Source organism: Mesobacillus sp., from assembly GCF_047739415.1.
In the GTDB taxonomy this organism is placed as follows: Bacteria; Bacillota; Bacilli; order Bacillales; family Cytobacillaceae; genus Mesobacillus.
In genome coordinates, this window is the sequence record NZ_JBIQOE010000155.1 from 1 (window position 1) to 16114 (window position 16114).

At 43.4% G+C, this 16114-nt stretch carries 13 protein-coding genes; all 13 read right to left on the minus strand.

Annotated features, from left to right (window positions below; all coding sequences use genetic code 11):
* Nucleotides 1-174: 174 nt before the first annotated feature.
* The 13 genes from spoVE to ACH0QE_RS12160 all read right to left on the minus strand — a co-directional run bounded on the left by spoVE (nt 175) and on the right by ACH0QE_RS12160 (nt 15606).
* Nucleotides 175-1275, minus strand: coding sequence for a stage V sporulation protein E (gene spoVE / locus ACH0QE_RS12100; protein WP_415800899.1), 1101 nt, complete (start codon nt 1273-1275; stop codon nt 175-177).
* A gap of 101 nt (nt 1276-1376) precedes the next feature.
* On the minus strand, nt 1377-2729 hold the full coding sequence (murD, locus tag ACH0QE_RS12105; protein ID WP_415800901.1) for a UDP-N-acetylmuramoyl-L-alanine--D-glutamate ligase: 1353 nt from the start codon (nt 2727-2729) through the stop codon (nt 1377-1379).
* Nucleotides 2730-3704, minus strand: coding sequence for a phospho-N-acetylmuramoyl-pentapeptide-transferase (mraY, locus tag ACH0QE_RS12110; RefSeq protein WP_415800902.1), 975 nt, complete (start codon nt 3702-3704; stop codon nt 2730-2732).
* 1 nt (nt 3705) lies between these two features.
* On the minus strand, nt 3706-4155 hold the full coding sequence (locus ACH0QE_RS12115; protein ID WP_415800903.1) for a hypothetical protein: 450 nt from the start codon (nt 4153-4155) through the stop codon (nt 3706-3708).
* 1 nt (nt 4156) lies between these two features.
* Nucleotides 4157-5617, minus strand: coding sequence for a UDP-N-acetylmuramoyl-L-alanyl-D-glutamate--2,6-diaminopimelate ligase (locus ACH0QE_RS12120; RefSeq protein ID WP_415800904.1), 1461 nt, complete (start codon nt 5615-5617; stop codon nt 4157-4159).
* Nucleotides 5618-5835: 218 nt separating this feature from the next.
* Nucleotides 5836-7749, minus strand: coding sequence for a stage V sporulation protein D (locus ACH0QE_RS12125; protein WP_415800905.1), 1914 nt, complete (start codon nt 7747-7749; stop codon nt 5836-5838).
* A 394-nt stretch (nt 7750-8143) separates the two neighbouring features.
* Nucleotides 8144-10354, minus strand: coding sequence for a penicillin-binding protein (locus ACH0QE_RS12130; RefSeq protein ID WP_415800906.1), 2211 nt, complete (start codon nt 10352-10354; stop codon nt 8144-8146).
* Nucleotides 10354-10713: a cell division protein FtsL gene (gene ftsL, locus ACH0QE_RS12135; protein WP_415800907.1), complete on the minus strand. Its 360-nt coding sequence runs from the start codon at nt 10711-10713 to the stop codon at nt 10354-10356. Before ftsL ends, ACH0QE_RS12130 begins: the two co-directional genes overlap by 1 nt.
* A gap of 31 nt (nt 10714-10744) precedes the next feature.
* A complete protein-coding gene (gene rsmH, locus ACH0QE_RS12140; protein WP_415800908.1) occupies nt 10745-11683 on the minus strand; it encodes a 16S rRNA (cytosine(1402)-N(4))-methyltransferase RsmH in 939 nt (312 codons plus the stop codon).
* A 57-nt stretch (nt 11684-11740) separates the two neighbouring features.
* Nucleotides 11741-12172, minus strand: coding sequence for a division/cell wall cluster transcriptional repressor MraZ (gene mraZ / locus ACH0QE_RS12145; protein WP_102262102.1), 432 nt, complete (start codon nt 12170-12172; stop codon nt 11741-11743).
* A gap of 288 nt (nt 12173-12460) precedes the next feature.
* Nucleotides 12461-14095: a bacillithiol biosynthesis cysteine-adding enzyme BshC gene (gene bshC, locus ACH0QE_RS12150; RefSeq protein ID WP_415800909.1), complete on the minus strand. Its 1635-nt coding sequence runs from the start codon at nt 14093-14095 to the stop codon at nt 12461-12463.
* Between the two features lie 225 nt (nt 14096-14320).
* Complete coding sequence (locus ACH0QE_RS12155) at nt 14321-14713, minus strand: DUF3397 domain-containing protein (RefSeq protein WP_415800910.1); 393 nt, start codon at nt 14711-14713, stop codon at nt 14321-14323.
* Nucleotides 14710-15606, minus strand: coding sequence for a 2-dehydropantoate 2-reductase (locus tag ACH0QE_RS12160; RefSeq protein ID WP_415800911.1), 897 nt, complete (start codon nt 15604-15606; stop codon nt 14710-14712). Before ACH0QE_RS12160 ends, ACH0QE_RS12155 begins: the two co-directional genes overlap by 4 nt.
* Between the last annotated feature and the right edge of the window lie 508 nt (nt 15607-16114).

Here is a 16114-nt window from a genome sequence, read left to right on the forward strand (position 1 = left end):
TGGCCAACTGGACATGGAGAAGTCCAGTAATGGCCTAGAATTAAAGCTAAGAGAGTCTATTTCCCATGAAAAATCCGCTGAAATTCAAAAAGGGGTTCGGAATGAGAACATTCCGAACCCCTTTTGTCGACAAACTGAGACCCTGATGGCAGGGTCTTTTGTTTTTATAACAGTTTAATATCTCGAGTGGCGACTGATATTCAGCAGTACACCGACGGCCATCAGCATCAGTGTCAGGGATGAGCCTCCGTAGCTCAGGAATGGGAGCGTTATACCAGTAACAGGCATAAGGCCGGTGACAACACCGATATTGATCATGACCTGGATGGCAATCATCGCTATGATTCCCGTCGCGAGGAATGTTCCGAATAAATCGGGAGCTCCAAGCGCAATTCTTATTCCCCGCCAAAGCAGTAAGGAGAATAATAGGAGAATCAAAGAACCGCCGATGAAACCAAGCTCTTCGGCAAGTATCGCAAAAATGAAATCCGTTTGAGGTTCAGGCAGATAAAAGAATTTTTGCCTGCTTTGACCCAGACCAAGACCGAACAATCCACCAGGACCGATTGCATACAGAGATTGGATCATTTGGAACCCACTTCCGAGAGGATCTTGCCATGGGTCAAGAAAGGATGTAATCCGTTTCATCCTGTATGGCGCAGAAATAATCAGTCCGACAAAACCAGCCACCCCCACCAGACCGAGTCCGACAAAATGGCTTATCCTGGCACCAGCAATAAAGATGATGACAACAGAAGTACCGACCATAACTGTTCCTGTTCCTAAATCAGGCTGAAGCATAATGAGGCCAAATGCCAAAAACACAAGTCCTAAAGAAGGGAAAAGCCCCTTTTTAAATGAAGTGATTGCTTTCTGATTCTCTGACAAAAACTTCGCGAGGAAGGCAATCATTGCAATCTTCATGAACTCTGATGGCTGAACTGAAAAGGCACCCACTCCGATCCAGCTCCTTGATCCATTCCGCACATTTCCGATTCCAGGAATCAAAACAAGGATCAACAGGACAAAACAAATAATCAATATGACCTTCGCCCATGTTCTCCATGTCCAGTAGTCAATATTCATGATGAAAAACATCGCGATGATCCCGACACCAGCAAACAGCATTTGCCGTTTCGCAAAGAAAAAGGAATCATTAAACTTATAGTCCGCCCAGACAGCACTTGCGCTATAGACCATGATCAAGCCCACTGCCAAAAGCGTAAATGTAACAATCATTAGAAAAATGTCTGGAGTAGATTTTTTCGTTGGCAAAGCAATACACCTCGGCTGTATGATTTAGGGCTCATATGCCGCTTCCCATCCAGCCTGCAATGAGGCCAAGCAACCTGAGTCATGTTGTTCAAGACAAGCCCTTACTTAAGCTTATGCACGGCCTCGATAAACATGTCTCCCCTGACCTCAAAAGTTTTGTACTGATCCCAGCTTGCACATGCTGGAGACAGAAGAATGACATCACCGGCTTCTGAATGTTCAAATGCCACGGGAACGGCCTTTTCAACATTATCGGCCCGCAAAATCGTTTTTATTCCTGCATCATGTCCAGCCTGTCCAACTTTTTCAGCTGTCTCTCCAAAAGTAATCAATGTCTTCACATTTTTTAATGAAGGAACAAGTTCATCAAAAGAATTGCCTCTGTCAAGACCGCCGGCCAGCAAGACGGTTGGTGCGTCGAAAGCTGCCAGGGCATTTTCAGTAGCCAAAATATTCGTTGCTTTTGAGTCATTATAAAATTTACGTCCATCGATCGTGGCCACATACTGGAGCCTGTGACGAACGCCTGCAAAGGTAGTAAGCACCTTACTGATGGCCTCTTTATCAGCACCTGAAAGCAGCGTCGCCGCTACGGCCGATAGTATATTCTCCAGATTATGCTTGCCCGGCAGAACGATATCCTTTGTTTCAATAATTTGCTCCCCGTTAAAGCAAACCCAGCCATCCTTCACATAAGCACCACTTTCAAGCACCTTCCTTGTTGAAAAAGGAATGATTTGCGCTCTTGAATTGCGGGCAATTTCCATGCATTCCTCCTGGTCGCCATTGACAATCAGGAAGTCATCTTCAGTCTGATTTTGTGTGATTCTAGCCTTTGCACTAATATATTCATTTCTTGTACCGTGATAATCCAGGTGTGCGTCATACAGATTTGTAATGATGGATATCCGAGGCTTGAACTGATCGATTCCCATCAATTGAAATGATGATAGTTCAATGACGATCGTATTTTCAGCGGTGGCTTCCTGAGCAACACCTGATGCTACCGTACCAATATTCCCTGCAATCAATGGATGCTTATTTCCTGCCTCAAGCATATCGAATATTAGCGTGGTAGTAGTTGTTTTTCCGTTAGTTCCTGTAATACCAATCAGCGGAGCCTCAGAAATCTGGTATGCGAGTTCAACCTCAGTAATTATTGGAATTTCTTTTTCAATCGCCTTTTTAATCATAGGATTATAGTAAGGTATTCCTGGATTCTTGACGACGAGTTCAAAGCCTTCGTCCATCAATTCGATTGGATGGCTTCCACAAACAACCTTGATTCCCTGCTCAAGCAACCCTTGCGCTTCGGGATTTTCAGAGAGAGGCTTACTATCATTGACAGTTACAAAAGCCCCTAGTTTATGTAGTAGAGCAGCCGCACTGACTCCACTCTTGGCAAGACCAAGTACAAGTATCTTTTTATGTTGATATGTTTTGATATTTTTCATCTAGATCCACACCTCAATATAAATTCCAAGGATCGCGAAAAGAAGGCCCACAGTCCAGAACGTGACAACAACACGCCATTCTGACCAGCCAATCAATTCATAGTGGTGGTGAAGCGGACTCATCCTGAAAATTCTTTTCCCGGTAGTTTTAAATGAAATAACCTGGAGGATAACGGATAAGGTTTCAATCACAAATATTCCGCCAATGACGATCAAGATAATTTCAAGCTTCGCAAGGATCGCGACAGTTGCAATTGCACCACCAAGAGCAAGGGAACCAGTGTCTCCCATGAACACTTTTGCAGGGTGTGCATTAAATACAAGGAATCCTAAAACAGCTCCAACGACTGCGACTGAAAAAATGGATAGCTCATATTGAGATTGGCTCCAGGCAAGTACGGCGAATGCACCAAATGCAATAGCAGCTGTTCCGGAAACCAGCCCGTCAAGCCCGTCCGTCAGGTTAACAGCATTCGAAAACCCGACCATCCAGAAAATAATGAACAGCGCATATCCCCATCCCAGATCAAATGAAATGTCTGTTAACGGGATGCTGATGACTGTTGAAAATTCACTTTGCTTGAATATGAAGTAAAAAATTACGGATATAATAATCTGGCCAAGCATTTTTTGTTTGGAAGTCAAGCCAAGGTTCCGCTTCATGACAACCTTGATGAAATCATCCATAAAGCCAAGCAGGCCAAATCCTAGAGTAACAAATAACAATAGATACGTTTCCACTGAAGGCTGGGAGAACTTCCCTGTCATGACGAGGGTTGTGATAGTGATGGAGATTAATATCATGACGCCGCCCATAGTTGGTGTACCTGTTTTTTTCTGATGCGATTTCGGCCCTTCTTCTCTGATGCTCTGGCCGAATTTAAGCCTTCTCAAAAAAGGAATAAACACTGGAGAAAGCAGCACAGTGATAAGGAAACCCATCAATATTGTGAAAAAGATAACTTGCTCCAGCATTCTACTCCTCACCTGCCTTATTACGATTGCTGCCAAAACCGTTGATGTTTTCGGCCATCACAGCTATATCATATGTTTCATCGGCATTATTAAGAAGTGCTTTGTTCAGTAAAATGAATTTAGTTCTTTCGTTGATGTCTTCGTGTTGTGATAAGTGATCATAGTATGAGTTCATAATTTTCTCTAAGCCTTTCAAATTATCTTGTGTGTAAAAAATCGGGAAGTGGTTTGGCGCGTATGCCGGCACCTGCTCGCCTTCAGGCCAAACAGCTGCCACAGCACCATTTGATATCGCGTCCTGTAAAGTTCCGGAATCATTCGATACCGGCACAAATAGTCCTTTAGGCTGTTCAACACTAGCCAGACTGCTTACAGTATGAAAGCGGATATTCTCATCCCTTATTCCAGTTGTTCTTGAAAATAGACTTGAAACATCCTGGTATGTCAGCATATTACCTCTCCTCTATCGCCTCGCGTGCCACAATACGGTCATCAAAGTCGAATGTCCTGTCACCTATTTGCTGGTATGATTCGTGACCCTTTCCAGCAATCAGGATTACATCCCCCGACTTCGCATTTTTCACGGCATGCTGGATAGCTTCCTTCCTGTCAATAATCGAAGTATAAACTTCGCCTTTGACTCCTTCTTCCATATCCTTGATGATTTCTGCCGGATCCTCGCTGCGAGGGTTATCCGAGGTGAAGACAGCATCTGTAGAATATTCACAAGCGATTTTCGCCATAAGCGGACGCTTCGTACGATCCCGGTCGCCGCCGCAGCCAACTACACAGAAAACCCTCTTCTGCGCAAATTGCTGAATTGTCTGCAGTACGTTTTCAAGGCTGTCAGGGGTATGGGCATAGTCAACGATCACAGAGAAGTCCTGTCCTGCATCGACTACTTCAAACCTTCCCGAAACTCCTTTAACACCTTCTACAGAGGCGATGATTTCCTCTAAAGGTAAACCGGATACGAGGGCAGTTCCAATGCTCGCCAGTACATTATAAATGCTGAACTTACCGATCAACTGGATATTCACCTTTTTTACGCCAAACGGGCTGACCAAGTCAAAGGATGTTCCGCTTGCTGTCATCGCTATGTTGATTGCCTGCAGGTCAGCATGATTGTCAATCCCATAAGTTAAGATATGGGCTGTTGTCAGCATGGCGAATTCATCACTTGCCGGATCATCTGCATTCAGGACTGCAAATTTCGGCTTGTCATGGTTGAAGGCATTTCCGAGCTGTGAAAACAAAAGTCCCTTTGCTTTTCTGTATTCTTCCATTGTCTTATGGTAGTCCAGGTGGTCCTGCGTCAGGTTCGTAAAAGCCGCAACATTGTAATCCGTACCATGAACACGGCCATAAACCAGCGCATGCGACGACACTTCCATTACAGCTGTATCAACCTGTTCGTCAACCATTTTCTTGAACGTTTTTTGAAGCGTCAGGCTCTCCGGCGTTGTATTTTTCACTTCAGAGATTTGCTCGCCGATCTTTGTGTACATGGTACCGATCAGTCCGGTTTTCTGGCCAGCATCCTTGAAAATCTGTTCAATAATATGGCTGGTCGTGGTTTTTCCATTCGTACCGGTGATCCCAACCAGATGTAGCTTATGGCTAGGCTGGCCGTAAAATGCATCAGCAAGGACAGCCATTGCCCGCACAGTATCCTTCACAACAATTACCGGGACATTCACAGGCAGTTCTCGTTCGGCCAGAACGGCTGCAGCTCCATTTTTCACGGCTGATCCCGCAAAATCATGACCATCAACTGTATAACCTTTTATGCATATGAATAAACTTCCAGGAGTCACTCTGCGGTTATCATTTTCAATTGAAGTAATTTCGGGATTTTCTCCCTTATAATCCACGAACAGGTGCAAGTAACCAATCAATTCGTGTAATTTCATAAATATCAAATCCTCTCAAACAACATGGCGACTCTTATTTTACATGATTAGGCTGAAATTAGCCATTGTTGAGACGAAAAGAACAAGCCCTTTTTCCATGAGTAAGATTGGGTCTGCTCCTCAACAAGAAAAATGGCCAGCAGCCTAAAGCAGGCGGCGGATCTTTATCCTGCCGCCGCCTTCTCTCCATAAGTTTATGTTTTAATTACAGCTCTTAGTTAATCATTCATATAAACCCTAATGGTTGACCCTTCCTTAATTTTTACCCCTGGTGAAGGAAGCTGTTTCACAACTTTCTCCCCATCACCTGCAATATCAAGTTTGAAATTGATTAGTTGTTGCCTGAGCTCCTGCTTGGATAAGCCGATCAGATCAGGCACCTCCACCATAGGTGTATCCATCCATGTCAATTCTTTTTCAATCTGGTCCTTGCGTGGAGGAACCTCCATAGCGCGCAGGCTGTCTTCCATAATATCACCAACGATAGGAGCGGCCACTACCCCACCGAACTGCACTGTGCCCTTCGGATTATCAACCGCTACATAAATAACGATTTGCGGATCATCTGCAGGTGCAAACCCTATGAAAGAAACGATATGGTTATTTTCGAGGTAGCGGCCATCCTTTGCCTTCTGTGCAGTACCAGTTTTGCCGCCAACTCTGTAAGAGTCTACATAAGCATTTTTACCTGAACCTTTAGCTACGACACTTTCAAGTGCATGCCTGATTTCTTTTGAGGTCTCCTCAGAAATTACCCTTCTTTTTGCCTGCGGAGATTTTTTCATGACAACTTCTCCAGTAACCGGATCAATCAATTCTTTAGCAATGTACGGCGTATACAGTATTCCGCCATTTACTGCGGCCGAGACGGCAGCGACCTGCTGGATTGGTGTGACAGAAACACCTTGCCCAAAAGCCGTTGTTGCCTGCTCTATCGGACCGACTCTGTCCAAGTTGAATAGAATCCCTTTACCCTCTCCTTGAAGATCAATGCCTGTTTTCTCGCCAAACCCGAAATCCTTCACATATTTGAACAGTTTTTCTTTACCAAGTCTGTCCCCAAGCTCAACGAAACCAGGGTTGCAGGAATTCTCGACAACTTCAAGGAAGGATTGGCTTCCGTGTCCGCCTTTTTTCCAGCAGCGTATTCTTGCCCCTGCCACTTCAACAGAACCTGAGTCATGGAAGTGATCTTTTTCAAGGTTGACCTTTCCTTCCTGAAGGGCCGCCGCCAGCGTCACGATTTTAAAAGTAGATCCTGGCTCATATGTGCTCCATATCGGCAAGTTGCGATTATAGACTTCGGGTGCTACATTGCGGAAATTAGCCGGATCAAAGTCAGGCCTGCTCGACATTGCGAGGATTTCCCCGTTATTCGGATTCATGGCAATCGCAATGATGCCATCTGGATTGTATTTTGCCTGGGCAATATCCAACTCCCGTTCGACGATGGTCTGCACCCTGCTGTCGATCGTCAGCTTCAAATCAAGCCCGTCCACCGGCGGTTCATAATCATCAGCCATATTGTTCATCCGCTGCTGTTTTGCATCCGCATAAAATTGAACTGAGCCTTTTTCTCCTTTTAATTCCTTATCATAATAGAGCTCCAGCCCCATCAATCCTTGATTATCAATTCCCGCAAACCCCAACACATGAGATAAATAGCTTCCGTAAGGATAATGACGTTTTGAATCCTCACCGATGTATACACCCTTGATATCGAGCGCCCTGATTTCCTTCGCCTTCTCGTGAGAAATCTTTCTGCCCTCTGGAATTCTCTCAATCATCGCTTTTTTAGTAATATGTTGATAGGCCTTCTCTTTAGACATATTTAAAGCCTTCGCCAATATTTCCGCCGCAGCATCGGGATCCTCCACCTGGCGCGGCACCACGTAAACAGTCGGTGCACTAATATTCGTTGCGAGCGCCACTCCATTCCTATCCGTTATTTCTCCGCGCTGAGGTTCAAATGGGACGTTCCTGCTCCACGAATCCTTTGCCTTTCCTGTCAAAAAATCCCCCAGCATAAATTGCACATAGCCAAGCCGGACATCTATAATGAAAAACACCAAAATTCCAACCACCAGAACGAGAGCCAGCCTCTTTCTGACCGTCACATTTGATACACGCATATATTGAACGAACCTCCCTCTATAGTTGTTCCAATAGTAAACTAAGATACTCTCAGACACTCTTTCAAATATATGCTTGTACTAATTCGAATATAACAAGAAGTGTAGACAGGGTGAGGTTTATGCAGGAACAAGGGGGTGGGTGCTTATGACAAGTTTGATTTAGTGGAAATGTGGGGGGATGATAGTTTAGTGCTACTTGAGACAATATGAGAAGCTCCAGCTACCATTTGTTCGAACCTAGTGCTACTTCAACAATATGAAGAGCTCCAGCTACGAATTTGTCCGAAACTGAGGTAATAGAAGCATCCGGCTTTTTATCGGAAGCTAGGGATTACTACTGCAAACGCATCTATTAGGTTTCGTAAATAAACAAAAAAAGCAGAGGAAGGGCTCATCCGCCTACTTCCTCTGCTTCTTCATTTTCTTCCTCAGGTTTCAAAGATTTCTCAAATTGCTGCAGCGGGGTTTCTAGCTCGACAATCAAATTTTCGCCTTCATTAATTGGCAACCCCGGCTTAAGGCTTTGTTTTGTGACATAACCGCTGCCGGCTTTGTTTAGCTTAACTCCTGTAATTTGTGCCAGCTTCATGACGTCCCTCAGTGACCAGTCTGTCATGTTTGGGTAAGTCATGACTCCCGAAGCTCTGATAAAGACTTTTTCTCCCTCGAGAGCCATTATCTCTGCCTTTGGCAACTGCTCTTCAACCTGGTTTCCGTCTCCTATGATCACTGTTTGAAACCCTTTGGATTCAAGCAACTTCTTAGCTTCAGCAGTATTTAGGCCGGAAACATCAGGTACCGGGCCGGAAGCAGCCTTTTCTACGGATGCCGGCTTGATATTCAAATATTGAAGACTGCTTTGCATCACAGACTTGAAGATCATTGAAGTTGGAATCGAACCTTTAAAATAGTGGTCGATTTCCGGCTGCTGAACAGCGACATAAACGATCAGTTTAGGATCATCTTTGGGAGCCATCCCAAGGAATGAAAACAGATAATCACTCGCTCCATCTAAATAACTTCCGTTTTCTGTTATGTTCGCAGTACCTGTTTTACCAGCGACCTCGTACCCATCGATTGCGTATGATTTCCCGGTACCATGCTCACCAGTAACAACTGTCCCCAACACTTCACGAACTTTCTTGGCGGTTTCAGCAGAAATAGGCTGGCCAACAGACTTTGGCTCCTCTTGCTTAATTACATCACCAGTGTTTGGATCGACTATCTTATCAATCACTCGTGGTTTCATCATTTTCCCATCATTAGCTACTGCTGTTGCTGCCTGTATCATCTGGATTGGTGTCACAGTTGTTCCCTGACCGTATGATGTCGTGATTTTCTCGATCGGCCATCTATAGACAATAGTTCCAGCTGCTTCGTTTGGAAGGTCAATGCCTGTTGGCTGGTCAAAGCCAAAGTCAGTCAGATACTCCCTGAATTTTTCTGTTCCGATTTTTTCATTTACTAGCTTTGCCACTGCTACGTTCGAGGAACGCTGGATTCCTTCAAGATAGGTAATTGAGCCCCAGCCGCTGCCGTTATGGTCGCGAATCGGCTTGGAGTTTTCGGTAACTTTATAGGAACCAGATTTATATTTTTCATTTGGATTCCACTTATTCTCCTCCACTGCTGCTGCAAGCGTGAAAATCTTCATCGTAGATCCTGGCTCGATCGGGGTTTCGACCACCTCATTATGCCAGCTGTTATCCAGCCCTTCCCTTGTCGTCGGGTGGAAACTCGGACGCTGTGCCATCGCAAGGATATCCCCTGTCTTCGGATCAGCGACGACTGCAATGATTTTCTTTGGCTTGTATTCTTTGTCTACACGATCGACCGCATCCTCCACGAAGGTTTGGATTTTTTTATCAATCGTTAAAAATACATTGTTGCCATCTTGGGCAGGGGTGACTTTTTTCTCCCCATCAGGTAAAAGGAAGCCCCATAAATCACTTTCGAATGAGAGAGAGCCATTTTTACCAGTCAATTCATCATTAAGTGTTTTTTCTATCCCCAGCTGTCCAAAAGTAACCGTTTTATTATCCTCTGTTTCTTCCTTTTCCACAAATCCGACTAAGTGGGATGAGAACACACCGTTCGGATAGAACCTCTTAGAATCTCGCAAAAAAGTAATACCTGGGAGGTTCTCCTCTTCAATTTCACGTTTGGCTTGATGGGAAATGTCGCGGCCGGCTTTTCCGAATTCAACCTGCCAAGCGCCTTTTTTTGTCAGTCTTTTATAGATATCTGACTCACTCATATCGATATACTTCGCAAGGACTGCTGCTGTTTTCGCAGGATCGGTTACATGCTTGGGCTTCTTTTTGTTCGTTGTCACCGAATCATCAAGAATAGCAACTAAAGTATACGCAGTTGTATCCTCCGCGACGACCTCGCCTTTGCGATCAAAAATCGTTCCTCTGACAGCCTCAATCACTTTTTCGTTCGAGTACTTTTGCTCCGCCCTCGCCGCCAGTGCTTGTCCGTGTACCTCTCCAGTGACCTGGATTGTAATGAACCTGAAAATCAAGATAAAAAAGAGCAGGCTGAATATTACGAATAATACCGCTGCTCCTGCATTCATATTTGGCTGTTTCTTGATCATCAGTTTTCCACACCTTTAACATTGTCTTCGTTCAATGTTAAACCGAGCTTTTCTGTTACCTTTTTGATTCTTTCATAGGTACTTAATTCGCTAATCTGGACTTCTAGGTCACTGTTAATCTTTTGCTGCTCCTGAATATTGCCTTCAATGATTTGGATTTCTTTGTTGACTTCGTAAATGGCTGCCTGTTTTGAAACCATGAATGTTGCGCCGAAGCAAACAATTGCCCCGAAAACAAACATCAGGATTTTTTCGCCGGGCGTCAGTATCGAATTGCGTTTTGCCGGCGCTTTTACCGGTGCCTGGACAGTGCGTTGCTGCTGTTCTTGCTGCAATTTTCTAGCCAGATTGCTCATCATTTTCCCTCCTGAAAATTATATTTTATATTTTTTATTTTTTTACTTTTTCAGCGATACGCAGTTTTGCAGATCTTGCCCTGTTATTGAACTCTAGCTCTTCCTCTGTAGGGAGAATTGGCTTTCGTGTGACCAGCTTCAACTTCGGCTGGTATTCTTCCGGAATGATCGGCAACCCTGGCGGCAGCGGTGGTGTTTCGCTCGCTTTTTTCAAGGTAACCTTACAAATCCTGTCCTCAAGTGAGTGGAAGGTGATAACACTGATTCTTCCGCCTACAGCTAGCAAGTCAATAGCCTGCTCAAGTGATTTTTCAAACACACCTAGTTCATCATTAACAGCAATTCTTACCGCCTGGAAAACCCTCTTTGCAGGATGACCGCCTTTTCTCCTTGCAGGTGCAGGAATCGCATCCTTGATTAACTCGACAAGTTCTCCTGTGGTTTCAATCGGTTTACTTTCCCTTGCTGCCTCGATCTTTCGGGCAATTTGCTTTGAAAATTTCTCTTCCCCATACCGGAAAAAGATTTTGACCAATTTCTCATATGGCCAGTCATTAATTACATCGTAAGCGGACAATGGTGCATCCTGATCCATCCGCATATCGAGCGGAGCGTCGTGATGGTAGCTGAAGCCTCGTTCAGGCGTGTCCAGCTGTGGGGATGAGACTCCTAGGTCATATAGCACACCGTCAACCTCAGTTACCCCATGTTTTTCAAGCTCTTCCTTCAGATGAAGAAAGTTACTTTTAATGATTGTCAGCCTGTCGCCATAAGCAGCAAGCTTCTCTTTTGCATTCGCAATTGCGACATCGTCCTGGTCAAACGCATATAGCTTTCCTTCTTCTGAAAGCTTGGACAAAATCAATTCACTGTGGCCTGCGCCACCGAGAGTGCAATCCACATATGTACCGTCAGGCTTGATATCGAGCCCGTCTACTGTTTCTTCCAGTAAAACTGTTGTATGTTTGAACATTATGATCCACCTTTCCAATCGAGGAGCAGGTAATATTATATCAGAATAATGTTACCCTTAAATATCAAATCCAATCATATTTTCCGCAATTTCAGCAAAAGATTCCTCAGATTCTGCGAAATATTCTTCCCAGATGGCTTTGCTCCAAATTTCAATTCGATTGGAAACACCCAAAATCACACATTCTTTCTCAAGCTTGGCATACTGCATCAGCGGGGAAGGAATATTGACTCTCCCCTGTTTGTCAATTTCACTCTCGGTAGCACCCGAAAAGAAAAAACGGGTAAATGCTCGTGCATCTTTTTTAGTCAGCGGAAGTCCTTTTAGCTTTTCTTCGATCACTGACCATTCAGAAACGGGATAGCCAAATAAACACTGGTCAAGTCCACGGGTAAGAATGAACATTTCTCCCAGGTTTTCACGGACCTTGGCAGGGATGATCAATCGGCCTTTGCTATCAACATTATGATGGTATTCACCCATGAACATGCCACTACCCCCACTTTCTAAATACAATGTACCACATTCCCCCACTTTTCACCACCTTATTTTAAATATTCTCCCCCCACCCTTCAAATCCTCCCTGAAATATTTATTTCCATCAATTTCTTTCATTTCAAAAAAGTTGCTTTTACCTAAATTCTTCGTTTCCCTTCTTTTAGGGCAATGCCGAGCCGCTGCTTTTACTCTATTTCATCTTTTCCCTTCTTTTCGGGCAATACAGGGGTGTTATTTCTCAAAGAAAAAAGCTCCATCCTCGTAGGATGAAGCTTTGAACTACATTTTAATAATTTTGTGGGTTCCATCGAATTCATAATGTAGCTTTAATAATTCTGGTATTAGATCCAAACCATACTTATTCAAATAGTAGAATGGGTTCCATACTCTTTCCTGCGGTGATCCGCCTGGCCTTAACGCATTTTCAACTCTTGTGAATTTTCTCAGGATATGGTCATGCTTACTGCAAATGGCCTCAACGATTTTATCCTCCATGAATTCAACCTGCTTTATCAGGATGGATTCGTTCTTCTGGAGCATTGGCATCAATACTGGGTCAATTCCGTTAGATTTTTCTCGAATGACTTTATATTGATCTGCCAGCATTGTTTTTACATTCTCGAAAAGTTCTTCTACTTCCCGATCCTTTAATGAATCGATAAATTTGAGTTCATGCCCGCTAGTGCCTGAGATTAAAACCTCTTTCAAATCAAGGTTCAGTTCCTCAAGGTCAGACTCAATCGATCTTTCGAGCAGCGTTATGTTGAGTCTTGGAACAAGTGGAGGCATCTTGAGACCGAAATGTTCAAAAACAAGTTTCAACTCGGCCCAATAAGCAATTTCTCCAGGACCTCCAATGAACGCAAGCGTTGGGAAAAGCCATTCCTGCATTAACGGACGAGTGACTACATTATTGCTAAGCTTCTCAGGATATTCGTTCGCAATCTCCACCAGCGCATCATATGTGAAGCTGACTTCTCCATTCTTACCTGAAAACCCTCCACTTTGTGGGTCAAATTGGAGCAAAATCCGTTCATTTACTTTTTCATCGTAAAAGAAAATGTTCGCAGCATTCTCGTTAATATCGATCATATTCGCAAAGCCTGCCGAGATTGTCCGTTCTTGCTGTCCAAGAACACCATTTGTAACTTCACGGTGGTTTTTAATTTGATTGATAAAATATTCTTTTTCCAGCCTGCGCAGTTCTTTATTTCCGGAATCCACAATCAGCAAGCCTGAGTCCTTGAAAAGCTCCATGATAATCATCGCAAAAAAATCAACGAAGGATTCCGCTTTCTTCAAAGATTCTAAAGCAAATGCCAATACTTCTTTCGTGTGCTTTGTTTCTCCGTAGGTTTCCATGATTTCTTCAACCCAGGAATAGCAAAGATCCCTGTTGATACACACTTCTGAAATCATTTTTTTCTCTAGATTCCTTTCAGGGTAAATCCACTTTTCCTGCTTATTGTCCTTCATGACGTATACATGGTTAACTTCCTGGTAATCATGGTCTTCTCCGGCAATCCAGAACACGGGTACGACTGGGACGCCCAGCTCCGCCTCTTTTTGTTCGGCAAGCTTGATGATCGAAATCACTTTATGAATGGTATATAGCGGTCCTGTCAGAATTCCTGCCTGCTGCCCTCCGATGACTGCAACGCTATTTTCTTTTCTGAGCTTATCAATATTCCCAGTGATTTTACCTGACTTGGCATAACGAGACATGAAGAACTGGATATGGTCTGCAAGCTCATTTCTCATAAAGCTTCTATTTTTTAATTCATCGAGGCGATGAATATAAGAGTTTTCGTCTGTAAAATTATAATGAAAGAAGCTCTGCAAATCAGGGCTTCCAGCCAGGTAATCTGTCGCAAACCGGTTCGGTGCCGGAAGAGAGAGATTCAACATCTCCATTAACTTGTACTTCCTTTCTCGTAAGCAATTTTCACTGTTATGAGTATAGCATTGATTGAAATGAAAAGAAAAAAATTTTGCCTTTCGAAATTTCTAAAATCAAGATTCTTTTTATAATAAATGTATGTATTTTCAAATTGACTGTTGTCTATAAAGCATGCCGCATCTGGGATAAGCTTAAATAAAAAAATGCTGGACCCTCTATGAGGATGGCCCAACACTAGATTAAGCAAACAGAAATGTCAGGCGCTTAACCAAACCATACAACACAAGGACGATGTAGGCAGAAAAGAAAAGCAGGAAATTGAAGCGCCAAAAACCCTTAAATACCCTTGGCAACAATATTTCCTCTTTATATTTCCAGTGTATCCAGACAAATATAGCCGCAAGTCCAAAAAGGATGATCAAAATCAGCCACAGGAAGGATTTTTCCCAGATGGTGATGATCAAAAAATGGACAGACAGCACCAGCAAAAAGGTGCTGAAATCAATCGCCAGATTGACCGAACGCCGATGGTTGCCAGTGATTTGCTTACTGATGACGAACACAGCGAGGTAGCCAATCATTGGAACTGTGATCAATGCAGCAACAAGTGCGGAGAATAATCCCGGCATCATGCTCCCTCCCTTTCGTGCTCCTTCCCCTTGATGCAATGATAATAATTATGTATTAGTGGAGCTTTTTTATTTTTGCTTCTAGATAATTCGAGCAAATACCCGAGTATGGCGTCAATTTCAGTTTGACGCCCATTTTCAATATCCTTATACATCGATGAATGGTTATTTGCCGTTTTTTCGCAAACCGCCCTAAGATTTTGGAAGTACTGTGCCCGATTAGGCAAATCAAGAACATAGACACATTCATCAAACATTCGTTTAAATATTTCATAGTAAAAAGGATTATGGATCAGTTCACCATTTTTAACTTTAAGAATGGCTGTCAATGGATTGATCACCGAATTGACCACTAACTTTTTGATTAGCATCTCCTTGAAATCCGGTTCAAGGATAAACGGAAATCCTGAAGGAGCTATAGTAGATAATTCTCCAAGAAGGGCAGCTTCTCCTTTAAATACCGCTGTTCTTGTTACGCCCATACCGTTATGCTGAACTGTAAAGCCGTTCTTTCTTACTGCTCCGTGTTCAACTGATCCGACATAAACTTCAGCTGTTTCCAATTCGGAAAGCAGTTTGATATGGCCATAGCCATTTTGAAGAAAAAGGATGCTCCGTTTGGCTTTATCTCTTATATCAGAAATTAAATCATCCAGCTGGTATTGCTTCACCGCAACAACTGTTAAATCATCGTTCCCCTTCCACTCCTGGAACGGGGCTGCAGTTACCTGGACTGTATCCTGTTCTATTCCACGTTTTATAAGATGCAGTCCATGTTCATTAATTAAGTCTGCTTGTTCCCTTGTCCTTGTGAATAAAGAAACATCATTTTCCATGCCAAGGTAATAAGAGAATAATAAACCTATTGAACCCCCGCCGATTATTCCTATTTTCATAAAAACCCCTCATCCTGCCCTTTAATAAACCATTTAAGGACACTCGTGCTTTTATATTGAAAAATCTATTATTTTTGACACCGATAATACAATGACTTTAGTCATATTTTAGCAGAAACAATGCTTTATTAGGAAGAAGGGATTATGGTTCTTCGAATTAATTTTGATATAAATTCATCTATTCCCCCTGTAAAAGCAAAACGGAGACCCAATAGGATCTCCGTTTTGCTTTTGTGCAGGGAATTATAAAATAATTACGATGTGGATAACTATCTGGGTTGTCTTAATCCAGCTCCAGCGCCTAGCCAGTTTTCATCCCTGAGAGTACTTCCTCGAGTATCTTGCGAGAAGCGTTAGCTTTGAGCAGCTCGAGACGCTTGTCTAGTGTCGCCTCCTAGAAACTCCGAAACTTCAACTCCGCCGTCAGAAGCAAAAAGCGCTTCTTTGTCGGAGTCTCCAGTTTCTGCGTTTCTGGGCAGTCGGCTATACTTTTCTATTTCGGTCCTGC